Source organism: Verrucomicrobium sp. BvORR106 (genome assembly GCF_000739655.1).
In the GTDB taxonomy this organism is placed as follows: Bacteria; Verrucomicrobiota; Verrucomicrobiia; order Verrucomicrobiales; family Verrucomicrobiaceae; genus Verrucomicrobium.
In genome coordinates this window covers 1-26,904 of the sequence record NZ_BATR01000025.1, presented here as the reverse complement: position 1 = coordinate 26,904, position 26,904 = coordinate 1, and the positions used below count along the sequence as shown (strand labels likewise).

The window sequence follows — 26,904 nt, the reverse complement described above, 5'->3', positions numbered from 1 at the left end:
GGTAACCAAAACGGGCACGCCAATGATCTCCATCGGCGTGCCCGTGAGTTATGGCAGTGAGAGCGATCAAGGCCCTGTCACCTTCAACCGCATGAAGCGGCGCGGATGAGTAGGATCTGAGATCTGGTAGAGGTCTTCAACAGTGACGGTGCGGAAGCCTTCGGTGCCGGTTTCATGGATTGTCGTGCCGGCGGTGATCACGGTGAACGCGGCTCCGTTCACGCTTTGGGCGAGGTCGGTCCAGGTGGTCAGGTTCTCACTGGCTTGCACCGTGAGGGTGAGATCCGTGCGATCCAGATACCGGTAGAAGGAGATCTGCAGTTTGTTGCCACTGCTGATGGAGAGCACTGGCAGGACATCTCCTCCGGTGGTGTTGCCGGTGGGGTCACCATCCAGCGCGTACTCCACCAGGTTGCGAACGCCGTTGTTGTTGGGATCCACGGTGTCGGCACCGTTGCCGGAGTTTGCGGAGCTGCCGAACCAGAGGGTGCGCCACGCCCCGATACCGGTGCCGCCGGATTGCTGGGTGACAGGGATGTTGACTCCCAGTACCCCAATCTGGGCAAGGCGTGTGGTGCCGGTGAGGTTGATGTTTTGGTAGGTGTTGATCAGACTGTTCACGGTGCCGTCCACCTGCAGCCACCACTGATTGCTCGTGGGGGCGAAGGGTTCCAGCAGGCTCTGGTTGAGCGGTAGCACGCGGGAGAGCGTACTAGCCCCCGCCGCGGCGGAGAAGTTCTGCGGGGTGGTGTCCACGAAGGCGCGCGGGCGCGACTTGATGGACTGGCTTCCTTGGTCAACGACGTACACGCTGCGATTCCCGTCCACTGCCACGCCGAAGGGTGAGTTCAGTCCCGGTACCACCGTGGTTACGGTCTGGTTTCGGGCCTGCCAGACTTTGACCACGTTGTTGGAGGTGTCCCCCACATACACGTTGCCGGATACATCCACCGCCAGCCCGCGGGGTACATTGAGGCCGGTGGTGATGAGCGGGGTGATGGTCTGAGTCTGCGCCTTCCACATGGCCACCTGACCGTTCGTGTTGCCATAGGTGTAGTACACATTGCCCGCTGCATCGACGGCCACGCCCTGGAGGGTGTTCAGACTATGGGCCAGAACAGTCATCTGGTGGGTGATCACATCCCACTTCTTCACAGCACCGTTTCCGGAATCCCCGATGTAGAGATTCCCCGTGCCATCCACGGCCACGCCCACCGGTTCATTGACGGGTGAGGCGCTGGTGTCCACGATGCTCACCGAGTTGTTCACCGGAGACCACCGCTTGATCTGGTTGTTCAGGGAGTCGGCGATGTACACCGCACCAGCATGATCCACCGCCAGCCCTTGCGGACCGTCGAGCGGGGCGGCAGAGGTGTTCAACGTGGTGAGCCTTCCGGTGACGGGGTTCCACTTGCGGACCACATCGTCACCGTAGTCGGAGATGTACACATTGCCGACGCGATCCACGGCGACACCCGCAGGGAAGTTCAACCCCTCTGTATCGACCAGCGTGGGCACGGCGGTGGCGGGTTGATGGCTCGAACCCGGTTGCGTCACGCTAAGCGTCAGGCCACCGACGGTGACGGTGGCGGTGCGGGTGGCCGCCGCATTGGCGCTGAAGGCCAGCTTGAAGCTCGTGCTGCCTGACCCGCTGGTGAGTGGGAGGGAAAGCCAGATTGCGTCATCGGAGGCGGCCCAGGCGGTCTCCGTCGCGGCGGTGGAGATCACCACGGTGTCGGAGTCAGCGGCATTGTCCAACAGCAGGTTGTAGGTGCTCAGCGCCAGGGGCACGATGGCGACCTGCACCGGCGCCCCGTTGGAGCTGCCGCCCGACTCCACCACAACCGTGAGTGCCCCAGCGCTGGTGGGAGGCGAGGTCAAGGTGACGGTGAGGGAGTTGGCGGTGGACGCGGTGACAACACCCGTCGCGCCGTTGTTGAAATAGACGATGTTGTTTCCTGGAGTGGCGGTGTCAAAGCCGCTGCCCTGGATCGTCAGGGTGGTGGCATTGGCAGCCAGGGTGCCGCTGTTGTAGTTGACGATGATGTCGGGGCCCTGGGTGATCGTGATCTGGTGACCCAACACACTGAGGTAGGCAGTGCGTGGGCCACCGGTGTTGGCCGTGTAGCTGTATGAGATCACACCATTGGCGACGCTGTCCACGGTCAGCCAAGCCTGGCTGCTGGTGGGGGCGAAGGGTCCGGTGAGTTCGCGGTTCAGCGGAAGATACACCAGAGTATCCGAGCCTGCGGAAGATCCCTTGGAGACCGCCGCGGCACTCACGTAGGCGTTCGCCAGTTCTTTGACCGCGTTGTTTCCCTGATCGCCGAGATAGAGATTGCCTAGAGCATCGGTGGCCATGCCGAAGGGCCGGTTCAGCCCGGTGCCCAGCGCGCTCACGGTCTGGGTGGCGGCGGTCCACTTGAAGATGGTGTGATCAAAGGTGGACGCATACACGTTGCCAGAGATGTCCACCGCGATGCCGCGCGGGAGATTCACGCCCGTGGCCAGCACCGTGAGGGTTTGCGTTTGCGGAGACCAGACCTGGATGGCGTTGTTGAGCGTGTCGGCGATGAAGACATTGCCGGTTGCATCCACCGCCAGTCCTTGCGGGCCGTTGAGCTCACTGATCGGGCCTCCGGCGAGCGTGGAGATGGCTCCGGTGGCTGCGGTCCACTTCTTGATGGCGTTGTGATCGCTGTCGGCGATGTACACGTTGCCCGCTGTATCTACTGCGACGCCATAGGGGCTGAGCAGGGGCGAGGCGCTGGTGTCGAGAATGCTGACCGTCTGGGTCGCGGGCGACCACTTCTTGATCTGGTTGTTTCTGGAATCCGCGATGTACACATTGCCCAGTGCATCCACGGCCACTCCGGTGGGACCGTTGAGCTCGGCGGTAGTGGTGTCGAGGATGGAGACCGTCTTGGTGGAGCGGGTCCACTTCTTCACCTGGTTGTTGGTGTAGTCGGCGATGTAGAGATTGCCGGTACTGTCCAGGGCCACGCCGCTGGGATCAGCCAGTCCGGTCGCGGTCACAGTGAAGGGCACGGTGGTGAGGTCATAGTTGGCCCCTGCCTGGGTGACGGTGAAGGTCTTTCCACCGATGGTGAGCGTCCCGCTGCGCGGGGCCCCTCCGTTCGTATCCACCGTGAAGATCACGTTCGTGGAGCCAGTGCCGTTGGCGGTGGTGAGATGCAGCCAGGCCGCATTGGCCGTGGCCGACCACGCGGCGGTGCTGGGTGTGGTGACGAGGGTGATGCTTTTGGCACCGCCACTTGCGCCCACCAGCAGGGCTGGGGCGGTCAGCGTGTTGACGGCCTGGATGGTGGCCACCTGCACGCTGCCGGCGCTGGCCACGCCATTCACCACCACGGAGGCGGTGATGGGGCCGGTGCTGGTGGGCTTGGTGGTCAGGGTGATCGTGAGACTGGTGGGGGTGGCGGAGGTGACTACGCCGATGGCCCCGTTGCTCAGTATGACGATGTTCCCGCTGGCCACCGGATCAAAGCCGGTGCCCTGGATGGTGAAGGTGTTGGCATCGGCGTCCACATTGGTGCTGCTGGCGATGATGGTGGGGGTAGGGCCTGCCTGATGAACCGGCACCTGCTGCCCCAGGAGGTTGATGTGGGCCGTCCGGCCATTGCTCCCGGCGTTGGCGGTATAGCTGTAGTTCACCACGCCTGCAGTCACGCCAGTGACGGTGAGCCACGGCTGGCCACTCGTGGGAGTGAAGGGGGGCTGCAGGTTCGTGGAAGCAGGAAGGACCACCGACAAGGCACCTGTCCCCGATGTGGCGGGGACGTTGTTCCCCGAGACATCCACAAAGGCGCGGGGAATGGCCGCAATGGCGTTGCTTCCGGAGTTCGCCACATAGACATTCCCTGCGGCATCCACCGTCAGACCCTGCGGACTGTTCAGATTGGAGGCTGCCAGGACCGTGATGGCCTGCGTCGCGGAAGACCATTTTTTGATCGCGTTGTGACCGTTGTCGGCAATGTACACGTTGCCGAAGACGTCCACGGCGACGCCGCTGGGGTTGTCGAGTCCTGAGGCAAGGAGGGACGTCACGGTGCCTGTCGTGGCCGTCCACTTTTTGATGCTGTTGCTGCCAGTGTCAGCAATGTACAGATTGCCAAAGACATCCACCGCTACGGCCGTGGGGAAGCTGAGTCCTGAGGACACCACCGTGCTCACGGTCTGGGTGGCGGCGGTCCACTTCTTGATGGCGTTGTTGGAGGTGTCTGCGATGTACACGTTGCCCAGTGCATCCATCGTCACACCGTAGGGATTGTGCAATCCGGTCGAAACCAGGGTGGTGACGGGACCAGCCGGAGCCGTCCATTTTTTGATCGCGTTGTTGCCTGTATCCGCAATGTACACGTTGCCTGCGGCATCAGTGGCCACACCATCGACCGTCAACAGTCCGGTTGTGACCACGTCCGTCACGGTGTTGGTGGCCGGGGTCCATTTCTTGACCGCGTTGTTATTGGCATCGGCAATGTACACGTTGCCTGTGCCGTCCACCGCCACGGTGAAAGGGTACTTCAGCCCTGTGGAGGCCAGGGGGATGAGGGGTTGGGCTTCCACATATCCGGCTCCTGCCTGGGTGACGGTGAAAGTCTGGCCGGCGATGGTGACGGTGCCGGTACGGGTGGGGCCGGGGTTGGCATCGAAGGCTACAGGTACGGGGCCACTGCCCGTGCCGGTAGGATCCACATGAAGCCACCCGTCGTTGGCCACAGCGGTCCACTGGGCGGTCGCTGGGGAGGAAACCAGGGGGGCGCTCGCTGAACCGGCGGAAGGGCCCACGATCACCGATGAGGCAGCCAGTGACCGACTCAATGGACGGAGTGCGAGATATTGCGCGAGGTAGGTGCTGGGATCGGCGACTACTCCCAGATCCACTCCGACGGCGGAAAATTTCCGGATGGTCCGGGTGACGCCATCGGAAACGTAAACGTTGCCTTCACTGTCGATAGCGAGAGCATTGGCGATGCCGCTGGACGGCATGGTGGCGAAGGTCCCCAGGTCTACTTGGGATGAAGAGTATTTCCGGATGGTGCTGCCGTAGCTGACATAAACGTTGTCTGCCGCATCGACGGCCACGCCGTTGATGACGGTCGCGCTCAGGTTGAGGAAAACGGGCAATTCGGTTCCCGAGGAATTGTACTTTTTGACAACCCCACTCCCGCTGAATCTGACGTAGAGGTTGCCGGAGCCGTCGAGGGCCATGCCTCTGGGAGCGACGAGCCCGGTATCCGCGACGATGTTGAGGAGGTCAGAACCGGCAGCAGAGAACTTCCGGATGGAGCGACTGACCGAATTGATGACATAGAGATTGCCCGCAGTGTCACAGGCCATCCCCGCCGGAAAGCTCAGCCCTGTGCTGGGAAGCGTGCCCAGATCCGCTCCTGTGGGAGAGAACTTTCTGACCGTGTTGCTGCCGGAGGAGACGTAGCAGTTTCCGGCGCTGTCCAGCGCGATGCCGGACGGCTGAACGGTGAGGTCGATAGTCATGCCCACCCCTGCCTGTCCCTCCACAAAGGCGTCGATCCGATTGCTGGAGGTGTTGGGCGCATAGATCAGCGCATTCGCACGGGCAAGGTTCGAGCCCAGAGCGGCAAATACGCTGAGCAGCAAAGGTATGAGGAGCCAATGGCGGAGGGATTTCATGGGGATTCTTTCTGAATGAGACAAATTGCCGAGGCATGCTTCGACACTTTTGCCCGGGCATCGTGGCCGCAGGAGGCGGGTTGATTAGTTTGGCTATTGAATGGTTGCAAGGTGAAAAGTTGTTACCTCGCCCATCGCATAGTTGTCAGTGATCATCCTGTTGGGTGCCCATGAAAAGGCCGATGAATGCCTGCTGGTGGCGGACATGATGAGCAAAATTTGCCCTGTCTTGCTCAAACCTAGACAACGCGGCGTTGCTCGCTGCGACGGCAGAACCTCGTATCTCGCCAGGGGGCTATCAGGCCGCCCCTGATGGAGTTGGAGGTGCAATCGAAGGGTCAAAATTTCTCCAAGGACTGAGGGTGGCCGGGCGTTGTGGGTTCCATGATTTCCCGCGTTGTTCCCCGTTGGTCCATCCGCCCCCTGGCGGGATTTGCTGCCGCATGGTTTGCCGCCCTGGCGGTGGGAGGGGCGCTCGCGGCAGAGAACTACCCACCCGTAAAGCTGCCGGACATGACGGGGAAAGGTCGCAATATCCAGCGGGCGATGCGCCTGCTGGCGGAGAGCACCCCGGAGAAGCGCAACAACGTCCGGATCCTGTTCTACGGGCAGAGCATCACCGAGCAGGGCTGGACCCGGCTGGTGACGGAGGACCTGAAGGCCCGCTTTCCTCATGCCAATCTGGTGGTGGAAAACCTCGCGCTGGCAGGGTACGCCTCGCAGCTGCTTTCACGCACGGTGGAGACGGATGTGGTGCCCTTCCAGCCGGATCTGCTCATCTTTCACGTGTACGGGGCACACGACAAGTATGAGGACATCCTCCGCATGGTGCGTGAGCGCACCACGGCGGAGATCCTGCAGCAGAATGATCACGTGACCAAGACCGAGCATCTCACCGAGGAGATGGATCCTGGCAAGGTGCCGATCCAGAGCGGGAACTGGGATTCTTTCATGAACCACAACTGGCTGCCGGCGCTGTCCAGGAAGTACGGCACGGAGTTCTGCGACCAGCGGGCCATCTGGAAGCAGTATCTCGCGGACAACCGGCTGGAACCCAAGGCCCTCCTGAGGGACAATGTGCACCTCAATGCCCACGGGGAGTATCTCATGGCGGAATGCGTGAAGGCGTACCTGCGCTATGACCCCAAGCTGGGCCCATCTCCTGCCGAGGGCTGGGTGACCGCAGGCCAGCCAGTGCGTCGGGGCGATTCACTGAAGCTGGAGTTCGAGGGGACAGCGGTGGAAGTGCCGATCCAGGGGGCGTCAAACCTGACAGCGGAGAAGCTGCGGATTGACGGCCTGCCCGTTACGGAAATTCCCACTCTGAGAGGGTTCACACGAGCCCTCGCCTGGCCGGGCGGCAAGTGGAAGGGCCCGGTCAAGTGGCCCGCAATTGCCCCTATCCGATCCCAGACCCCACTGCTGCTGGAGGACTGGACGCTGGAGGTGAAGCGGGCGGATGCAGAAGAGGATCCGAAGAAGATGAAGTTCACCTTCACTCTCATCGGCTCCAAGACCGGTCCGGATGGCAGTGGCAGGAGCGATCAGCGTTTTGTCTCGAACTCTGGTCGGGTGGTGATCGAACCTGAGAGCTGGGGCATCCCCTATGCATTGATGCTGGCCCAGGTGAAGCCTGTGCCCGAGACCCTGACCATCCAGTGGAAGGCGGAGCCGCGCTATCTGGAGAAGGTGGGGCTGCAAACGATCTCGGAGGTTCACGCGCCTTCGTGGATCTGGCTGGTGCAAGGTTTGCCCCATGGGAAGCACACGCTGGAGATCACCCAGGATGCCAGCTCGATCGGGGAACTCCGGGTGCACCGGCCGCCGCTGACACCTGCCAAGTAAGAGTCGAGATCCATTTGCAGGAGGTCAGGATCTGCTCCTGTGTATTTTGCGCATCCACCTTGTTCCCATGAGCCGCTGTTCCCTTCCATCGTTCCCCCGTCGTACTTTTCTGACCTATGGTTTGGCGGCATCCGCCGGCTGCCTGCTGGGCGAGAACCCGGCGACGAGCCCTGCGGGTGGAGTGCCGTCTGTGAACGCCTTCTCACCGCTTAAGCAGAAACTGGCAGGCGGGGAATCGGCCACGCTGCTGATCATCTCCGACAGCACCGGCTACCGGGACGACTCGGGTTTGCGGCGTTTTCTCCGCTGGCTGGCAGCGCAGTATCCCGGCTATCGGGTGGTGGAGCACTACTGGGCGGAGTGGGTGACGAATGCCCCCACGGGACCGAGGAACTACCGCGAAGAACCGATCGTGATCGCAGAAGGGAAGGGGGGATCAAAGGCCACGCTCACGATCCTGAATGCCGTGCTGCCGGGTGCCTTTGCCCAGGCGATGGTGGATGGCTCCCGCTGGGCGAATGTGATGGCACCGCTTCAGAAAAAGGCACCGGACTTGGTCCTCTGGAATCACGGCCACAACCATCAGGCCAATCTTCAGCCCAAGGACTATCCTTATGGATGCGGCAGCCTGCTGGCTCCCATCGGTCGCGTGGGACTGGAGTTCCCACAGGTGCCGCAGGCCGCCATTATTCAAAATCCCTGGCGGGACAACGATGGCTATGAGCGGGTGCGCAGTTGGTGGTTGGCGGCCGCGGCGGCCATGCCGGGCCTGACCTTGGTGGATGGGTACTCGCCTTTCATCGAAAGGAAACGGGCGGCGGAATTCTATCAGGACAACGTGCATCCCAATGCCAAAGGGTACGAACTGATCACCCAGGCCCTGACCACTGCATGGACGGCCACGACCCCGCAGGCAAAGGTGCCTATCACGAACTGGGTAAACCTTCCAGCGGATCCGCTGGTAGCCAATGGTGACCTGTCCAACTGGACGGGGGATCTGCCCGACAAATGGCGACCCATCAAGAATGCGAAGGTGCAGAAGGATACTGTCCACACCTTTGGCGGCGCACCGTATTCCCTGGCCCTGACCGGCACCACGCAGAACGACGGCCTCCAGATCAGCATCACCGGTGAGGCACTGGCCAGAGTTCGAGGTAAGCAGGTGAGCGTGGCGGTGCTGTGTTATGTCCCGGCGGGTGCGGAGCAGGACATCCAGGTGAAGTTCACCACCAACTCCAGCGATCAGGTGACGGGATCCACCCTCTTCGCCCGGGACAACTGGAAATGGATCGTCATGGCCGGGTGCGCGGTGCCAGCCGAGGCCAGTCTTGCATTCGTCGGCATCTTCCGTGCCTTTGCGAAGCCGCCCACCACGGAGGTGCCGTTCTACATTCAGAAACTGGTGATCGTGGAAGGCGCGGCGCCGCGGGGAGGGATGTGAAGGTGGAGTCGCGAAGGCGGATGACAGGGGCGCTGCCGGGTGGCATAGGTTCTAGGGAATCACTAGTGCTGCCAAAGCGGCGTCGAGCCACACGCACTCCAAGACGCTTCGCGAGGTTGGTGGTGTTGAGCTGATGACGGCCCAATCGCGGTTGAGGTTCGAGACGCTCTGGCTCATGCTTGTCGCACGCCAGTGTCTTGGAGTGCTGGCGGCTCGACGCCGCTTTCGCCTGCTGGTAGCAACGATTTTTGTTGGTCAGCGTTCTGCCAGCCGGTTAAGGAGGCAGGCCCATGCAGCAGTCGTGCTTGATGGCTTGGAGCGAGGGTCAGACCGCAGACGCTTCAGCTAGTGCCTCCTTACGTCGACAACTACAGGGGCGATGGGTGGTCGGTGATCAAACACCCGTGAGGGAGTTTCAGGCGTGAACAAGGACGAGGATCAAAACGCCGCGCCCCCCACCCCCCTACGTCCCGCAAAACGTCTGGTAGTCACCCGACGGTGAGCCCACGAGGTACTCCTCCGACGGTGTCTGCACGTATTCATGCGGCTGCGCCAGCACGGCCAGCAGGCGCTCCAGCACTCCCAGGTCCTCACGCTCCACGGCGGCGGTGAGGGCTTCCTCCACCTTGTGATTGCGCGGGATGACCACGGGATTGTGCCAGCGCATGATTTCCTGAACCACTTCTGCCGTCTGCGGCTGGCGGGCCAGACGTTCCTGCCAGCGCTGGTGCCAGGCGAGGAAGGCCGGGTCGGCGGAGAGGGATGCGGAACCTGGAGACGACAGAGCCCGGTAGGTGTTGGTGAAATCGGCTTGAGTTTCCTGCATCCATTTCAGAAGGGACTCGATCAAAGACAGGTCATCATCTTCTTTTGTGAGGAGGCCGAGCTTGCCCCGCATGCCGGTGAGCCAGTGCTGCTTGTAAATGGGCTCGAACCCGATGATGGCATCGTTGGCCAGCTCCACCGCCTTCTCCTCCACGGGATCAAGCAGCGGCAGAAGAGCCTCGGCAAACCGTGCCAGATTCCACTGGGCGATGAAGGGCTGCCTGCCGTAGGCGTAGCGGCCCTGGTGATCAATGGAGCTGAACACCGTGGCGGGATCGTACGCCTCCATGAAGGCGCAGGGTCCATAGTCGATGGTCTCGCCAGAGAGGGCCATGTTGTCCGTGTTCATGACGCCGTGGATGAAGCCCACGTGCTGCCAGCGGGCGATGAGCGCGGCTTGACGCTCGATCACGCCCTGCAACAGGGCCAGATAGGGCTGGGAGGCGTTTGCTGCGTCAGGGTAGTGCCGCTGCAGGGTGTGGTCCGCCAGCGCCTGGAGCAGCGCTTTTTCGCCACGTGCGGCGGCGTACTCGAAGGTGCCGACCCGGATGTGACTGGCCGCCACCCGGGTGAGGACGGCTCCGGGCAGCATCCCATCGCGTCGCACCAGCTCTCCGGTGGTGACCACGGCCAAGCTGCGTGTGGTGGGGATGCCCAGGGCGTGCATGGCCTCGCTGATGACGTACTCCCGCAGCATGGGGCCCAGCGTGGCCCGGCCATCCCCGCGGCGTGAAAACGGCGTCTGGCCGGAGCCTTTGAGCTGGATATCAAAACGCTGTCCCTTCGGGGTGATCTGCTCGCCCAACAGGATCGCGCGGCCATCTCCCAGCATCGTGAAGTTGCCGAACTGGTGGCCTGCATAGGCCTGGGCCAGGGGTTGGGCACCCGGTGGCTGTTCATTGCCGGAGAACCACGGTGCGTGGTCCAACTGAGCTGCATCCAGACCCAGAGCATTGGCCAGGGCCCGGTTCAGGATCACCAGCTTCGGCTGCCGCACCGGGGTGGGCTGGAAGGCGATCTGAAACGCCTCAGGAAGCTGGGCGTAGGAATGTTCCAGGTGCCAACCGGCGGTCGAAGAGCGGGTGGAGGAGGCGGAATCGGGGCTGGGCATTGATCACAGGGAGGGGGCAGGATGGAGCGGCGGCAAGCGTGCTTTACGCGAGAGAACTTACGCCGCCAACGGATAAGCGGGGACTGCCGATGGCGTCGGGCCGGATAGAGGCCCCTGAGATGGTCCGTTTGTAGCACGGTGCTCTTTCTGAAGCTCAAGATGACTGTTTCCGAGGTTTTTCAACGTGGTATGAAGGCCAGACTCCTGCTCAGTGTAGGCCTGGCGACGTCATGGGCTTTTCCGTGTGCCGGGCAGGAACTGGCCTCCGCGACCCCGGCAGGGGCGGGGGCTCCTCCCGCCAAGGCACAAACAACAGCACCTGCGCCAGCGCCCAAGCCCGTCCCCGCGCCAGCTCCCTCTCTGTCGGCTGAGGATGCGGAACTGGTGGCGCTCCAGGCCGAGATCAAAAAGTCATTTCGCGAGAGCGTCACGCCTTTCGTCAAAAACTACTGCCAGCAATGCCATGGGAACCGGCGCTCCAAGGGGGGCATCAACCTTGAGGTTGCCTTGAGGAATCCTGGCGCGGTGGCGTTCAGCAAGCACTGGAAGGCGGCCATCGCCACGGTGAACAGCAAGGACATGCCGCCGGATGATGAAGATGCCCTGCCGACTGATGCGGAGCGGCAGGCCTTCGTGGACTGGATTGCCAAGCTGAAGTTCCTCAGCCCCAAGGACCCCGGACCCTTTGTGATCCGCCGCCTGACGAAGGTGGAGTACGGCAACACGCTGCGAGATCTCTATGGGGTGGATCCGGCCATCGCCCACGCGCTGCCGGATGAAGTGTTCGGTGAAGGGTACATGAACACCCTCTCTCCCCTCCATCTGGAGGAGTACCTCGGGATTGCCAATGAGGTGCTGGACAAGGTGCTCGCGCCTCTGGACGCGCCGCCTACGGAGACGCAAAAGCGCCTCTTTGGCGACGCTCCGGCACCAGGGGCGGATCCGCGCGCCGCTGCGCGGAACGTGGCGCGCTCGCTGGCTCGCAACGCCTTCCGCCGCCCTCCCTCCGAGGCGGAACTGGACACGCTGGTGGCTGTGTTTGATCTGGCCACCCAGAACAAGCTGACCTACCCCGCCGCGCTGCGCCTCATGTACAAGGCGGTGCTGGTGTCTCCCCAGTTCCTCTTCATCACCCCGGCGACAGAGGCCCCGGCGGGGAGCAAGATCGTGCCGCTGGATGATCACCAGCTCGCCTCCCGTCTCTCCTACCTGCTGTGGGCCACCATGCCGGATGCGGAGCTCATGGAGCTGGCAGACAGTGGTAAACTCCACGAACCCGCCGTGCTCAAGGGTCAGGTGAAGCGCCTCCTGCTGGACCGCCGGTCACGGGCCTTGTTCGATGGATTCGGCGCCCAGTGGCTTCAGCTTGGGGAGCTGGAGAGCAAGACCTTCGACACCACGAAGTTCCCGCTGATGACGGGTGAACTCCGGACCGCCATGTATGATGAAGCCCGCCTGTTCTTCGAGAGCGTGGTGCGGGAGAACCGCAGCGTGGTCAGCCTGGTGGACAGTGACTACACCTTCCTCAACGGGACCCTGGCGAAGCTCTACGGCATGGAGAAGACCGTCTCCGGGCCGGAGATGCGCAAGGTGAAGCTGACGGATGCAAACCGCGGCGGCATCCTGGGCATGCCCGGCGTGCTGGCCACCACTTCATTCCCCAATCGCACCAGCCCGGTGAAGCGCGGCGTGTGGGTGCTGGAGCAGGTGTTGGGGCAGCATGTGCCACCCGCTCCGCCCAATGTGCCCGCCCTGGAGAAGCAGGATCAAAATGCGGTGGCCAACATGACGCTGCGTCAGCGCACGGAGATGCACCTGACCAACTCTGTGTGCGCGAACTGCCACAAGGTGCTGGACCCCATTGGATTCGGCCTGGAGAACTTCGACGCCATCGGCCGCTGGCGCGATCAGGACGACACCGGCGGCGCCATTGATGCCGCAGGAGAACTGCCTGGGGGCAAACGCTTCACGACCCCCAAGGAACTGAAGGGCATCATCGCTGCCCGCACTGATGACCTCGCGCGGAATCTGACGGAGAAGCTGCTGGCCTATGCGCTGTGCCGCCAGATCGAAGGCTATGATGACATCGTGGTGGACCGCCTCATGGAGACCATCGCCAAGGACGGCTACCGCATGCAGACGCTCATCACCGAGGTGGTGACGAGTTATCCTTTTCTGAACCGCCGCGTGCAAAACTGACCCCGCGCCAACCCTTTCCCCCACCTGCTATGAGAAACCGCTTTCTGATCGACCGCCGCACTTGCTTGAAGGGGCTGGGTGCCTCCCTCGCGCTGCCTCTCCTGGAGACCATGGGCTGGGCAGATGCCCTCAAGGGCAAGGCCGCGTACAAGCCCCCGGTGCGGATGGGGTTCATGTACATGCCGCATGGGGTGATCATGGATCAGTTCTGGCCCGCGAGCCCGGAGGGCTTTCTCACCTCGCCACCTCCCGCGCTGGAGTCCCTGCGACCGGTGCTGGACCAGTGCTTGTTGATGAAAGGCATCTCCGGTGTGCCCATCGCCCCGTTCAACGGCGCGCCTCATGCGCTGGAGCTTTCCACCTGGCTCACTGCGACCCTGCCCGATGCCAACCGCCGCAACCAGATCAACATTGCGATTTCGGCAGACCAGATCGCGGCCAACTATGTGGGCGGGCTTACGTCGCTGCCCTCCCTGGAGCTGGCCACCATGCCGCAGACACACAAGGAGAACCAGGAAGGGCTCAATGAGGGGTACTACTCGCATTGTAGTTTCCGCTCACCCACCCAGGCCGTGCCGGCGGAGATCAACCCGCGCAATGTGCTGAACCGGCTCTTCAAGAGCAACGACTTCAGCGGTCAGGGACGGGACGGGCGCGGTGCCGGCCAGTCGGATGCGCTGGACCGCAGCATGCTCGATCTGGTGATCGGCGGGGCCAAGGACCTGCGTCGCACCCTGCCACAGAACGACCAGCACAAGCTGGACGAGTATCTGGACAGCGTGCGTTCCCTGGAGCGCCGCATCGCCTCCATTGAGTTCCGTCAGAAGGAGGCCGCGCTGGAGAAGGCGGGTGTCAGCACCAGGCGGCGCAACGATGCCGACTCCCCGCCCATCGAGATCAGGATCCCGGAAGGCGACCGGCGCAGCGAGTACATGCAGGTCATGTGTGACCTGAACGTCCTGGCCTTCCAGACAGACACCACCCGGGTGAGCACCTACATCGGCTCCACCCCCAACGGCGTCTCCTACCCCGAGCTCGGGTTCAAGGACGAACACCACTCCCAGACCCATCACAACAACCAGGGGGACAAGGTGGGCAAGGTGGCCGCCATCACTGCGTTCAACATCTCCCAGTTCGCCCACATGGTGAAGAAGATGGCCAGCTTGAAGGAGGGCGACGGCACCCTGCTGGACAACTGCATCATGATGTGGGGTTCCGGCCTTGAGGATGGCAACAAACACTCCCGCGAGAACCTGCCCTTCATCATCGCCGGCAAGGGCGGTGGCTCCATCAACACGGGCCGCTTCCTGGCCGATACCAAGGGCACCCAGGGCGACCTTCTCACGACCCTGCTGGCCTGCGCCGGGGTGCCGCTGGACCGCCCGATTGGGAATGCGACCAAGCAGATCTCGGAGATGATGGTGAAGGTATAGAGAAAGGAGAGGGGAAGTGGCGCGTACCTACACGCCATGAAGCTCTTCCTCCTCCTCGCGGTCCTGCTGGTGCCGCTGGCGATCCGTACCACCGCCAGCGCCGCCCCTCCGGCCAAGCTCAAGATCTACCTCCTGGCAGGCCAGTCCAATATGGAAGGGCACGCCAAGGTGGAGACCTTTGACTACATCGGGGACGATGCCGCCACCGCACCGCTGCTCCAGCAGATGCGGGGTGCGGATGGCAAGCCAACCGTCTGCGACCATGTCTGGATCTCCTATTTCACGGGTGCGGGAGACACGAATGGCGAAGGCTTGGGGAAGCTGACCGCAGGCTATGGCTCGCGCCAGGACCCCACGAAAGATGGCGGCAAGATCGGCCCTGAGTTCACCTTTGGACTGACCCTGGACAAGGCGCTCCAGGAGCCGGTCCTCATCATCAAAACGGCGTGGGGTGGCAAGTCACTGTACCACGACTTCCGTTCACCAAGCTCCGGCGTGTACCCGCGCACGGCCAAGGACGTCGAAAAGGGGCAGCATGCCGAGGCCCAGTCCGGCGAATACTACCGCCTCATGATCGGTCACGTGAAGCACGTGCTCTCCGACCTCAAACGCGTGTGCCCGGCCTATGACGAAAAGCAGGGCTACGAAATCGCCGGGATGGTCTGGCTCCAAGGCTGGAACGACATGGTGAACCGTGATGTGTATCCCTTGCCGAAGCCGGGCGATGCCACCCCGCGCTATGCGGAGTACAGCCGCCTGATGGCCAACTTCATTCGCGATGTGCGTAAGGACATCAATGCCCCTCAGATGCCCTTCGTCATCGGGGTGATGGGCGTCGAAGGGAGCAAACCAAACGAGCACATCGCCGCCTTCCGCGAGGCCATGGCGGCTCCGGCGGCTTTGCCAGAGTTCAAGGGCAATGTCATCGCCGTACCGACCGCGCCGTTCTGGTCGGAAGAGTTGGGGGCCATCGCCGACAAGCGTGACGAGGTTCGGCAGATGGGTTATTACCTGAAGACGAAGAGCGCCAAACACGCCAATGCCGATGGCTCCATGAGCGAAGTGCAGCAGCGGGAGTACTTGAAGAAGTTCGAGGCGGATCTGATCTCGCCCGCGGAAGAGGCTTTGTGGAAGCGGGGCGCTTCCAACGCAGGCTACCACTACCTCGGCTGCGCGAAGACCTTTGCGCTGATGGGCAAGGCGTTCGCGGAGGTGTTGTTGCGGACGGGTGACCAGCGTTGAGGCAGCTGAATGTAGTCCAGAGCTTTAGCTCGGTATTGAGATACGGGAGCCGTTCGACTGACGCACTAAAGTGCTGCACTACTTTGCCTGCGAGTCCTCTGGTTTCGTGGCTTGATGCCAACGGGCACAACGAAATATGCTAGAAGTACAGCGTCCGCAGGTGCAAAGATACAGCATGCTTGCATGGGAATGGCTGAGGAGATGGTTGGGAATTTCCAGCATGAACCCCCGTGTGAAACAGGCCACCCAGCACTTTCAATCGCTCCATCTCGATTTGCTGGTGAAGGAAGCCTGGGTGAAAGAGGAGGTAGGCGGCAGGACCTACGTGGTGATTGTTTACGAGGTGCCGGGAAGGCACTCCAGGCCTGCCCCCTACAAGGTCATTACGGTGGAGAAAGGGGGGCGCTACAGTGAGGTCGATCTAGAGGCTCATCCTCAGTTTAGGGTTCGGGGCAGGAAGTAAACTGGTAATGGACCGACTTCACAGGCGAAGCTTTGGAAGCTGTTCGTAGTACAAACTAAAGTTTGTACTACGAACAGTGCCTCCGAGTTCGACGTCGAGGGTCTCTTGCCCCCGATCCACACCCAGCCAGGCCCGATGCGTCTATTGCATCAAAACCGGGCGGGGCACGGCGATAAGGGGCCTCAATACGTGATCACGGCGCGTCCCACGATGTCACCGGTGCGCAGCAGTTCGAGGTTCTCATTAATGTCCTTGAACCCGATTTTCTTGACGGTGTGGCGGATCTTGCCGGCCGCTGCCAGGGCCATGACCTCGCTGAGGTCGGTGTAGTTGCCCCAGAAGGAGCCGTGTAGGGTGTACTCGCGGGCCACCAGGGGGAAGAGGGGGATGTCGATGCGGTCGCCCACCAGCCCAACTGCGGTGTAGTGAGCGGCAATGGACAACAACTCGAACCCGGTCCGCATGAACTCCGGAGCTCCGGCGCAGTCAATGACTGCATCCAGCTCACCCTGGCCCACGGCCTTCTCCAGCTCCTTGCGGATTTCGGCTGTGGACTTGTCCTTGGTGCTGATCACGGCATCGGCTCCGTATTCACTGGCCACCGCCAGTTTGTCGGAGTTCCGGGCAAAGGCGACCACCTTGGCCCCGCCTCCGAGCAGCTTCGCGTACTGCACGGCGTAGGAACCCAGGCCGCCGACGCCGAAGACGCCGAGCACCCGATCCGGGCCCAGGGCTCCGGCGTCGCGCAGCTTCTTGATGCCGCGGTACGGCGTCAGGCCCGCATCGGTCAGCGGAGCCAGCTCGGCGGCGTCCAGCCGCTTGTCCACTTTGATAATATAACGGGAGGGGATGGGGACATATTCGGCATAGCCGCCATAGGGGCCGAAGCCCGGCCAGCGTCCGTGACCGCAGATCTGTGTGTTGCCCTTCTGGCAGTGGCGGCAGGTGCCATCCCCCCAGCCACCGACCACGACGACTTGGTCACCTTCCTCGAACCCCGAGGATGGAGGCACGAGGTTGCCGATCTTGTCGATGGTGCCAGCGATCTCGTGGCCCGGCGTCAACGGGAACGTGGACTCGGCGTAGGGCCGGAAGTAACCGTCCAGGAGCTGCACATCCGTGCGGCACATGCCGGCGGCGGAGACTTTGACGAGCACCTCGTCCGGCTGGATGTCGGGGATGGCCACTTCCTCCAGCGTGAGAGGCTGATGGTAGGCGTGCATGCGGGCGGCGAGCATGGTGGTCTTCATAGGGATGTCGGGATTGGATTTTGAGGGTGGTGGGGTGGATGAAGGCCAAAAAGGAGCCTTAACAGGCAGGCCGGTTTGGCAGGCGTGCCACCCGAGTGGTGGTCCGCCACACCGCCATTGGGAGGCCGCGGCAAGTCGTGACAGCCGCACGAGTTTTTTCTTGGAGGGAAGCCCACGGGCCTGCGTCTTCTCATGCCGATGGCAAAAAAGGGGTGACAACCCTCCTGTCATCCTTTCCCATGACCCCTCCCCCATGTCCCCCCAGCCCCCCATTTTAGTAGACTGCACGCTCCGCGAAGGCAATCAGGCCCCGTTGGTCCGGTTCAATGTTGCGGCGTCGTGCCGCATCGCGCAGGGGCTGGGACGCCTTGGTGTGGAGGAAATGGAGGTGGGGCACCCCTCGGCGTCTCCCGTGGAGTTTGAGAGGGTGGCAGCAGTGGCCCGGCTGAAGGATCGGCCGCGCATGATCGCACACGCCCGGGCACTTGAAGAGGATGTGCGCGCCGTCCACGCCGCAGGGGCGGAGGCCGTGGGCATCTTCATCGGAGTCAATCCGCTTTCGCTCCGCTCCCGGCTCCGTGGCCGGACCTTCGACGATGTCATTCAGTTGATCACGAGCTCGGTCCGGTTTGCCAAGTCCCTGGGTTTGGGTGTGCGACTCACCGTGGAAGATGCCACCCGCACCGAGTTGGAGCAGTTGCTTATAGCCTTCCAGGCGGCAGCCGATGCCGGGGCAGACAGGATTTGCCTGCCGGACACGGTCGGATGCGCGTCACCGGAGAACATCACGGAACTCGTCACGGCGGTCGCCGCACGCATCCCGCTGCCGCTGGAGATCCATGCGCACAATGACCGGGGGCTGGCCGTCGCGAATACGATGGCGGCAGTGCGGGCGGGGGCGAGGTATGTCTCCAGCTCCTTGCTGGGAATTGGTGAGCGGGCGGGCATCGCGGACACCGCAGTGGTGCTGGCAAACTTGCACTACGAGTCCCTGCGGACCCTCGAGCACCCCGAGGTGTTGCAGGCGCTGTGCAAAGAAGTGGAGGTGCTGGCGCGCCTGCCACATGATCCGGCCAGACCGGTGACCGGCAGACATGTGTTTCATCATACCGCGCAGCTCCACCGGAGGGCGATGGAGACGGATCCGGACTCCTACCACTGGCTGCCGCCAGCCGTGCTGGGACGTGAATACCTGGTGAAGCTGCTGGACCTGGTGCCTGAAATCAATCACCAGCTCATGACCTCCCCTCTGGAGAGCACGGCGGCATCGCTTCACAACGGTGCGCATCCTTCGCGCCAGGTCTTTCTGGACCGGCGGGTGATGCCCGACTGCCGGCGAACGATTGTGGTGGAGCGCATCCTGCCAGACCAGCCGCCCGCGGCACCTTTGGCAGCAATCCGCACGCATGACTGCGATAGTTATTTCCTGTTGATCGGACGCGGTGAGAAACTGGAAGGTCTGGAGGCTGAGATCACGCTCGAAGCAGATGTGATCCATGCCAGCAGCCCGGCAACGGTTTTCATCCCGGCGGGGAAGGCTCATGCGTGCCGTGTCAAAGCGGGGGCAGGACTGCTGATTCACTGCATCGATCAGGAGGGGGAGGCTTCCTAACGTCAGGCGTCCTGGCCGCAGAGGGCACCGATCATTTTTGCCAGCCCTTTTCGGTGCTGGCGGAGGTAGGTCTCATGGTTGCCGGCCACCGTGTGCCCGTGGCAGGTGGACTGGGTGTGGGACTGCCACCAGGTCAGACAGGTCTCCATGCGCTGCGTTTCCTCCGTACAGACAATGTGAATCTCCCCGGCATACGGCCGAGGCTGGAAGCTGCGGGAGAGCTGGTAATACCGGGCGATGGCGGGAGGATGGTGGGACAGACTGCTGGAGGGCTGGCCTCCGGGGACGACACGGCGCGGTAGAGCCGGGTCCAGCAGAATGAGGCGCGGGGGCTGCTTCAACTTGCCAGCGAGGATCTGGGCGATCTCGAACGCGAGTCCACCGGCCTGGCATTCCCCGATCAACAGGGGGCGCCCGGCTCCTGGCAATGCCAGGATCTGCCGGGCGATCCGCCGGGCTATGCGACGCAGGGAAGAAGGGCGGAGCACTCGCGGCGCGTGTAGGTTCATTCGCACACCGAGAAAGGGGCGCTCCAGGTCCAGATACGGCAGGAGGCCGGCTCCGATCAGCAGCTCATTCTCACTGGCATATCCTCCCGGCAGGAAGATGATGGGATTCCTCGAACCCTGCTTTCGCAAGGGCAGCAGCGTGGCCTTCCACCAGCGGAACCAGGGCTCCCGCTCCCGCTCCGACTTTACCACGCCCGACTCCAGTGCCTCCGCCATCTGGGCGATGGTGGCGTATTGCAGGAGAAATTCCAGGGGCAGCGTTTTTCCGAGTTCCCCGGAGAGGGTTGTGATCAGATCCACCGCCCGCAGGGAATCGCCTCCCGCGTCGGTGAAGTGCTCATAGACTCCGATGGAAGGGCGGTCCAGGACACGACACCACATCTCGGCCAGCCGCTCCTCCATGGGGCTGCGTGGTGCGGTCGCATCTGCGGCACCCCTCATCTCCAGATCCGCCAGGAGCCTCTGCCGGTCCACCTTCCCAGTGGGGGTTAGAGGAAATGCCTCCAGGAACACCATGGCGGAGGGGATCATGTGCGCCGCGAGCCGGGACTGCAGGGCCTCACGCAGGGAGGTGCTGGTGGGGACTTGGCGGTCGCGGGGCACCATGAAGGCGGCGATCTCGGTGTCACCCCGGGCGGTGGTTCGCGGGCAAACCACGGCGAGCGCCACCTCCGGCTGCTGCTGCAGGACGTCCTGCACCTCGGCAAGGTGGACGCTGAACCCCCGCACCTTGATGCGGTCGTCCTTGCGGCCGATCACGCAGAGCATCCCGTCTGGGGTGAACCGTCCCAGATCTCCCGTGCGATAGAGGCGTGAGCCATCTCCGGAGGGGCAGGGCGAAAAACGTTCTCCGGTCAGGGTGGGATGGTTCCAGTATCCCGGAGACAAGTACCGGCTGCGGATCACGATTTCACCCACCTCATCGTCAGACACGGGATGGCCGTCTTCACCAGTCAGCAGAATGTCCACATCCTCCGCCGGATGGCCTGCGGGCATGCGTCCCTCCGGCAGAAAGTCCGTCTTCGTCAGGCGCAGCCGGGTCATGTTGCCGGTTTCTGAGGAGGAGAAGGAATGCACGAGCACGCAGTGGTCGGCGAAGTGCCGCTTGTAGAGGGCGAACTCTTCCGAGGTGGCGGACTCTGCTCCGATCCGCACCACTCGCAGGTGCGGAAAGCTGGAGTCTGCCTCCAAGGTGCGGACGAACTGCCGGAAGATGGATGCCGCCGAGACATAGACGGTGATGGCGTGCTTCTGCATCCACGAAGCCAGACGACCAGCCCCTTGCTCAACGAGTGGGAAGGGGTAGAGCGTGGCTCCATTGCACAAGGCGGTCGCCATGGTCGCCAGTCCCTGGATGCCACCGAGGGATGCGAGCAGCACCATGCGGTCCTCGGAGCGGATGTTCATGCCGCGGGAACTGCGGTACACGTGATGCAGAAACGAGCGGTGCGATGCCATCACCCCTTTGGGCTGTCCTGTGGAGCCTGAGGTGTAGATCAACACGGCCACATCCTCCGCAGACCGCGTCACTCGGGGACGGGGCACGAGATCGGTGGAGAGATGATCTTCAAAGCACAGCACGGGGCAGACAGGGCCCGCGAGCCCTCTGGCCAGTTCCTGGCACTGCGTGTCCGTCAGGAGCGCTTTGGGCCCGGCATCTGCCATGACCTGATCCAGACGGGCTCGCGTATCTGTAGGATTCAGCACCACCACGATCGCGCCTGCTTTGATGACGCCGAGAATTCCCGCCACCAATTTGCCGCCGTGAGGCATGAGCACCACCACGCGGTCACCGGGTGCGACTCCTTGATCGAGCAAGGCATGGGCCTGGTGATTGGCGGCGGCATCCAACTCCTGGTAGGTTGGCTGCCAGCCTCCGCTGCCAATCGCCTTGCGGGTCGGTAGAAACTCTGCCCGCCGCTCAAAGCAGGCCGACAGCGTGAGGTCCACTTCGTCGAGGAGGATGCGCGCGTCTGGAGGGCTGGAGAGACGTTGGGGCGGGGGATTCACACTGGCTCAGGGGGGGCGGGTCCAAAAAGGACAGGGCTGCCTCCCTTTGGCAAGCCTCAAATTTCGCCATATGCCTTACCCTGACGGGGCGGCGGCCCGTGCGCATCCGGACCGCCGCGTTTTGAAATGGCATCACACACTCTGGCTGAGCGCCTGCATGGTCTCGTCGTCCAGATGCAACAGGGCTGCGTGGGTGTTGCTCTCCAGATGGTCCACACTGGAGGTGCCGGGAATAGGCAGCATCACGGGTGACTTCTGCAGGAGCCAGGCCAGTGCGACCTGCCCAGGGGTGGCGTCGTACTGGTGGGCGGCCTTTTGCAGCGGACCATTGGGATTGGAGGCCATGTCTCCCGCGGCCAGCGGATACCAGGGGATGAAGCCGATGTTCTGCTGCTCGCAGTACTGCAACACATCCTCAGAGTGACGGTCCCCAAGGTTGTAGCGGTTCTGCACGGTGGCCACCGTCACGTGCTGTTGCACCGCCTTGATGTCCTTCACGGACACTTCGGAGAGGCCAATGTGGCGGATCTTGCCTTCCCGTTGGAGTTCGGCCAAGGTGCCGATCTGGTCGGCAAGGGGCACCTTGGGATCGATCCGGTGGAGTTGGTAAAGATCAATCCGGTCCACCTTGAGTCGCTGGAGGCTGCTCTCACAGCGGGAGCGCAGGTGCTCAGGGCGGCCATCGGGCTCCCAAATATCGGGGCCGGGCCGTTGCAGCCCGGCCTTGGTCGCGATGACCAGATCCTTGGCGTACGGGTGCAGGGCCTCGGCGATCAGCTCTTCAGAGACAAACGGCCCGTAGGAGTCCGCGGTGTCGATGAGCGTGATGCCGAGCTCTACGGTGCGGCGCAGCACGGCCAGAGCTCCGGCATGGTCTGCGGGTGGGCCCCAGATGCCGGGACCAGTGATGCGCATGGCGCCGAAGCCGAGACGGTGGACAGGAAGATCGCCACCGATGAGGAAGGTGCCGCTGCGGGCGGCGGGAGGGTCAGAAGGGTTCATGGCAGGAAGAGAGAGGTGCTCAGGGGGTGCAAGCAGTCATACGTGTACGGACGGCGTGCGGGCGGTATTCTCCCATGGATGTCGTTCAGGGGGCTGGTTTGGGAGCGACACGCTTCCAGAAGTCGTCAAAGGCGGGTGCGTCAAAGAACGCCGTCACTTTGACAATCCGGCCTTCGTGCATTTCCATGAACCACGCATAGGTGTTGCGGTAGGGCTTGCCATCCAGGGCCAGAGCTTCGCCGTCAAAGAGGGCGATGACCGTGTTCCCGTCCTCATAGAGTCCCTTCACGGTGGGCACGAGGGGCTTGGCAAGGCGGGCGTTGAAGGGCTTGATTACCTCATTGATAAAGGCGTCTCGCGACGGGTAGGTCCCAGCGGCAATGGAGTTGCCCGTGATGGTCCACGTGGCGTCCGGGGCCAGTAGGGTGAAAGGGCCGCCGGTGCCAGCCCGCCAGGCATCGAAGGCGGCCTGCACGGCCGCTTTGTTGCTAGAGGGACCTGAGGCGAGGGCGGGGCTGACGGTGGCCCGCAGGCCCGTGCAAAGGAGGAGACCGATGAGCAGGCGTTGAAGAGTGGTTTTCATGTTTTTTGGGATAGGGGTGGGAGGTGTTTTCTTCAGGGCGCGGGTGCGCTACAGGCCCATTGGGAGGTGTCGCAAAATCGTGACAGGAGGGCCGCGCTTTTTCTTCGCAGCGCGTGGGAGTTCGGGCGAGGGCTGGGGCGACTCCCTTACATCCAAACCCGTACTCGAACCGAACTTGTGCTCGGAGAGCCAGTCTTCGTATACTCGACCCGCCGTCGCATGCCCCCTGCTGCCATGAAACTCCCCCGGCCCTCACTCCGCCACGGATTGGCGTCTGTCGGTCCGCTCGTATTCGCATTCACATTCGCCTTCCAGCTCCAGGCAGCACCGCCCGTGGCGGTCAATGACTCGGTGGTGATGCATCACCTGCAGAAAACCCGGATCGCGGTGCTTGCCAACGATACCGGGAACGTGAGCAGTCCGACGGTCACCATCATGCAGGCTCCGCAGTCGGGCAGCGCCGTCCCGGACAGCACTGGCCGCATTCTCTACACGCACCAGTCAGGTGCCCCGGCCAGCGACTCATTCGCCTACCGGGTGACCAGCGCGGAGGGCACGTCGAACACGGCCACCGTGACGGTGGCGTTCTCCAACAGCCTGCGCATCTCCGGCATCTTCAATGTCCCGGCTACGCCGCCCCCGCTGGCCGTGCAGCTCACGCCAGTCGTGACTGGGCTCGCTTCGCCCACGGCAATCGCCACACCGCCCGGGGAGACGCGGCGGGTGTTTGTCTGCCAGAAAGGCGGGCTGCTGCGTCTGGTTCAGGACATAACGGCCACCCCGCCTGTGGTTTCCACCTTTCTGAATCTCCCCAATTTGCTCGGAACACGGGGGGAGACCCTCAGCACCTCCAGCGAGCAAGGGTTGCTGGGGCTGGCGTTTCATCCCAACTACGCGACGAATCGATACTTCTACCTCTTCTATTCTGTCACCACCGGCGGCATCACCTACGAGCGTGTTTCCCGCTTCACCACCAGTGCCACGGACCCCAATGTGGCTGATGCTGGCACCGAGGTGGTGCTCATCCAGCAGCGAGACGATGCTCCCAATCACAATGGCGGTGACATTCACTTCGGACCGGATGGTTATCTGTACATCTCCCTTGGGGACGAGGGGAATCAGAACGACTCGCTGAACAACAGCCAGACCATCACCAAGGACTTCTTCTCCGCCGTGGCAAGGATCGATGTAGACAAGAAACCCGGCAGCCTGGCGCCCAACGCGCATGCAGCAGTGGTCCTGACGGGAGGGGTGGCAAACTATGCGGTGCCGCCGGACAATCCGTACGTGGGCGCGACCACCTTCAACGGTGTGACCATTGCCAACACCTCGGCCATCCGCACGGAGTTCTGGGCCGTGGGCTTTCGCAATCCCTGGCGCTTTTCCTTTGATTCCGTCACGGGCGAGCTCTGGCTGGCGGATGTGGGGCAGGACACGTATGAGGAAATCGACATCATCACCAAGGGTCGCAACTACGGTTGGGCCTACCGGGAGGGGGCACACAACGGAGCCAAGTCGGGCCAGGCCCCGGCGAATTTTGACTCCTTGTACCATACACCGCCGCTCTATGAGTATGTGCATACGGGTGTGAGCGGAGGGGACGCGAACTTCAAGGGCAACTCGGTTTCAGGCGGCGTGGTGTATCGTGGCACGCGTCATTCCAACCTCATCGGTGCCTACATCTTCTCTGATCATGTGTCAGGACACATCTGGAGTCTGGTACGCAATGTTTCAGGGCCACCCACAGTCGCCCGCATCGCGGGCGAAGGCAGCGTGGTGGCCTTCGGCAAAGATCCCTCCAATCAGGATGTGTTGCTGGTGGATCACAATGACGGCCGCCTGCTCCGCCTGACCTCCACGGCCGCCACGGGCACCTATCCAGACACGCTGAGTGCCACGGGCCTGTTTGCGGATCTGTCGGATCTGTCTCCCTCACCCGGTCTGCTGCCCTATGCGCCGAATCTGGCCTTCTGGAGCGATCATGCGGTAAAGAACCGCTGGTTCAGCATTCCCACCGCTGGGGCCACCATGACCTGGAGTCGAGATGGGCAGTGGACGTTCCCGAGTGGCCAGATCTGGGTGAAGCATTTCGATCTGCCGCTCAACCGCGACAATCCCACCACGAACAAGCGGCTGGAAACGCGGGTGTTGGTGAAGAACGCTTCAGGGGCCTACGGCGTGAGCTACCGCTGGAACGATGCTGGGACGGAGGCCACCCTGGTGCCGGATGCGGGTGTGGAGTTTGATGTCAACATCACGGCGGGAGGCAACCCGGTCGTGCAGCGATGGCGCATTCCCAGCCGGGCCGAGTGCATGATTTGTCACACCTCTCAGGCAGGACATGCGTTGTCCTTCAGTACTCGCCAGCTCAACCTTTCCCAGACGGTGAACGGCTTCAGCGGGAACCTGCTCACCCTGCTCAGTGGCGCAGGTTATTTCACCAATACCCCGGAGGCACCCAATGTGCTGCCCCGGCACGTGCGCCTTGACGAAGTCAGTCAGCCGGTGGAATCCCGCGTGCGCAGCTATCTGGCGGTGAACTGCGCCTACTGTCACATGGCGGGTGGTTCCGCCGCGCCTGCCGCCTGGGATGGCCGCATTGAGCTGGCATTGGACCAGACCGGTCTCATCAATGGCACTGCTGTGAACAACGGCGGCAGCATCGTCAACAAGCTGGTCGTGCCGGGCGATACCGCGCACTCGGTGCTGCTCAATCGCTTGGCTGTGACCAATGGCTTCACCCGCATGCCCCCCATCGGCAGCAATCAACTGGACACCCAGGCGATTGACCTGCTCACGACCTGGATCAGCAGCAGCCTGCCCACCCGGCAGACTTTTGCGGACTGGCGGTTGCAACAGTTTGGCTCATCGAACTCCACCAATGGCGACCCGCTTGCCGACCCGGACAACGACGGCGTGAACAACACGGCCGAATATCTGGCCTCTACCTCGCCTCTGGACGGGGCGAGCTTCTTCAAGGTAGAACCCGCCGTGACCGGCCCCGCCGGAGACACCATCACGGTCACCTTCAGCGTCCCGCCCAACCGTTCCGCCGTGGTGGAGACCTCCACCAACCTCTCCGACTGGTTCTACTGGGATGTGCCCGGCAACAGCGGCCTTCCCCAGGCCGGCGGGCCGGTGACCCTCACCGGGCCTGCTGAGGGCAGCCGCCAGTTCTTCAGGGTACGGTTGAGGGACCATTGAACGGCGGGGGATTTCCATCCGTGCCTTGGAGCAAAAGGGGCGCGCTGGGCCGGTTGCGGACATAGGAAGACTGGACGGGCGTGGAATCCGGCGGCTGACGAAGGGTTCGAGGCGTCACAAGGCCTGGCGAAAGCGGCGGTTCCCGCGCGCACTCCAAAGATGCTTCGCATCCAGGTGAAGGTTGTGCTTGGGTTCATGGATGCACAGACGGCTTCTGAAGTCGGAGGCCGGTTGGTGTGCAGACGCTCTTATGCAATCAGCACCTGGCGACGAAGTCGCTGTTGTTGATCCCAGTATGGGATCTGTAGCACAGCCCAACGTTGGACGAGCCCTAAGCGAGTCAACGTTGGGTAACTCCGTAGAGGATGATCAGGTGGGAAGGCCGGCAGCATTCGCTTTCTCCCCACTGCCATCAACACCTCCACCTCAGGCGGATGCGATGTCATGTGCTGTCTGACGTTCGCGGCAAGATGCCGCGAACAGCACGCAAGGATGCGTGCGC

At 62.7% G+C, this 26,904-nt stretch carries 14 protein-coding genes; 8 read left to right on the top strand and 6 right to left on the bottom strand.

Going from position 1 to position 26,904, the window contains the following annotated elements; translation table 11 throughout:
* Window positions 1-66: 66 nt before the first annotated feature.
* Window positions 67-5,673, bottom strand: a complete 5,607-nt coding sequence (locus BV106_RS35035) for a BACON domain-containing carbohydrate-binding protein (protein ID WP_051945058.1) — start codon at window positions 5,671-5,673, stop codon at window positions 67-69.
* A 384-nt stretch (window positions 5,674-6,057) separates the two neighbouring features.
* Between BV106_RS35035 and BV106_RS04480 the strand changes: the two genes are divergently transcribed.
* Window positions 6,058-7,518 carry a hypothetical protein gene (locus BV106_RS04480; RefSeq protein WP_051945055.1) on the top strand — a complete coding sequence of 487 codons (1,461 nt, stop codon included), beginning with the start codon at window positions 6,058-6,060 and terminating at the stop codon, window positions 7,516-7,518.
* 67 nt (window positions 7,519-7,585) lie between these two features.
* Complete coding sequence (locus BV106_RS04475; RefSeq protein ID WP_038161108.1) at window positions 7,586-8,959, top strand: SGNH/GDSL hydrolase family protein; 1,374 nt, start codon at window positions 7,586-7,588, stop codon at window positions 8,957-8,959.
* Between the two features lie 463 nt (window positions 8,960-9,422).
* On the opposite strand, the gene BV106_RS04470 is transcribed toward BV106_RS04475, so the two are convergent.
* The gene (locus BV106_RS04470) at window positions 9,423-10,895 is read right to left on the bottom strand and encodes a YdiU family protein (protein WP_038161104.1); all 1,473 of its coding nucleotides are present in this window, start codon (window positions 10,893-10,895) and stop codon (window positions 9,423-9,425) included.
* A gap of 189 nt (window positions 10,896-11,084) precedes the next feature.
* Between BV106_RS04470 and BV106_RS04465 the strand changes: the two genes are divergently transcribed.
* The 4 genes from BV106_RS04465 (at window position 11,085) to BV106_RS04450 (ending at window position 16,232) form a co-directional block, all read left to right on the top strand.
* Window positions 11,085-13,094: a DUF1592 domain-containing protein gene (locus BV106_RS04465; RefSeq protein WP_265595329.1), complete on the top strand. Its 2,010-nt coding sequence runs from the start codon at window positions 11,085-11,087 to the stop codon at window positions 13,092-13,094.
* Between the two features lie 29 nt (window positions 13,095-13,123).
* Window positions 13,124-14,527: a DUF1552 domain-containing protein gene (locus tag BV106_RS04460; RefSeq protein ID WP_038161098.1), complete on the top strand. Its 1,404-nt coding sequence runs from the start codon at window positions 13,124-13,126 to the stop codon at window positions 14,525-14,527.
* A 36-nt stretch (window positions 14,528-14,563) separates the two neighbouring features.
* The gene (locus BV106_RS04455) at window positions 14,564-15,769 is read left to right on the top strand and encodes a sialate O-acetylesterase (RefSeq protein WP_038161096.1); all 1,206 of its coding nucleotides are present in this window, start codon (window positions 14,564-14,566) and stop codon (window positions 15,767-15,769) included.
* A 220-nt stretch (window positions 15,770-15,989) separates the two neighbouring features.
* Window positions 15,990-16,232 (top strand): hypothetical protein, encoded by a 243-nt coding sequence (locus BV106_RS04450; protein ID WP_038161094.1) that lies wholly within the window; start codon window positions 15,990-15,992, stop codon window positions 16,230-16,232.
* 182 nt (window positions 16,233-16,414) lie between these two features.
* Here the strand turns inward: BV106_RS04450 and BV106_RS04445 are convergent, their stop codons facing one another.
* Window positions 16,415-17,470, bottom strand: coding sequence for a zinc-binding dehydrogenase (locus BV106_RS04445; RefSeq protein WP_038161179.1), 1,056 nt, complete (start codon window positions 17,468-17,470; stop codon window positions 16,415-16,417).
* 265 nt (window positions 17,471-17,735) lie between these two features.
* Here BV106_RS04445 and BV106_RS04440 point away from each other — a divergent pair, with 265 nt between their 5' ends.
* Entirely contained in the window at window positions 17,736-19,094 is a 1,359-nt protein-coding gene (locus BV106_RS04440; RefSeq protein WP_051945052.1) for a LeuA family protein, read from the top strand.
* Between the two features lie 2 nt (window positions 19,095-19,096).
* Here the strand turns inward: BV106_RS04440 and BV106_RS04435 are convergent, their stop codons facing one another.
* The 3 genes from BV106_RS04435 to BV106_RS04425 form a co-directional block, all read right to left on the bottom strand.
* Window positions 19,097-21,613: an AMP-binding protein gene (locus BV106_RS04435; RefSeq protein WP_038161092.1), complete on the bottom strand. Its 2,517-nt coding sequence runs from the start codon at window positions 21,611-21,613 to the stop codon at window positions 19,097-19,099.
* A gap of 132 nt (window positions 21,614-21,745) precedes the next feature.
* Window positions 21,746-22,615: an aldo/keto reductase gene (locus tag BV106_RS04430; protein ID WP_038161088.1), complete on the bottom strand. Its 870-nt coding sequence runs from the start codon at window positions 22,613-22,615 to the stop codon at window positions 21,746-21,748.
* An 85-nt stretch (window positions 22,616-22,700) separates the two neighbouring features.
* On the bottom strand, window positions 22,701-23,198 hold the full coding sequence (locus tag BV106_RS04425; RefSeq protein ID WP_038161085.1) for a nuclear transport factor 2 family protein: 498 nt from the start codon (window positions 23,196-23,198) through the stop codon (window positions 22,701-22,703).
* 234 nt (window positions 23,199-23,432) lie between these two features.
* Here BV106_RS04425 and BV106_RS04420 point away from each other — a divergent pair, with 234 nt between their 5' ends.
* On the top strand, window positions 23,433-26,402 hold the full coding sequence (locus tag BV106_RS04420; protein WP_038161082.1) for a PQQ-dependent sugar dehydrogenase: 2,970 nt from the start codon (window positions 23,433-23,435) through the stop codon (window positions 26,400-26,402).
* Window positions 26,403-26,904: the final 502 nt, after the last annotated feature.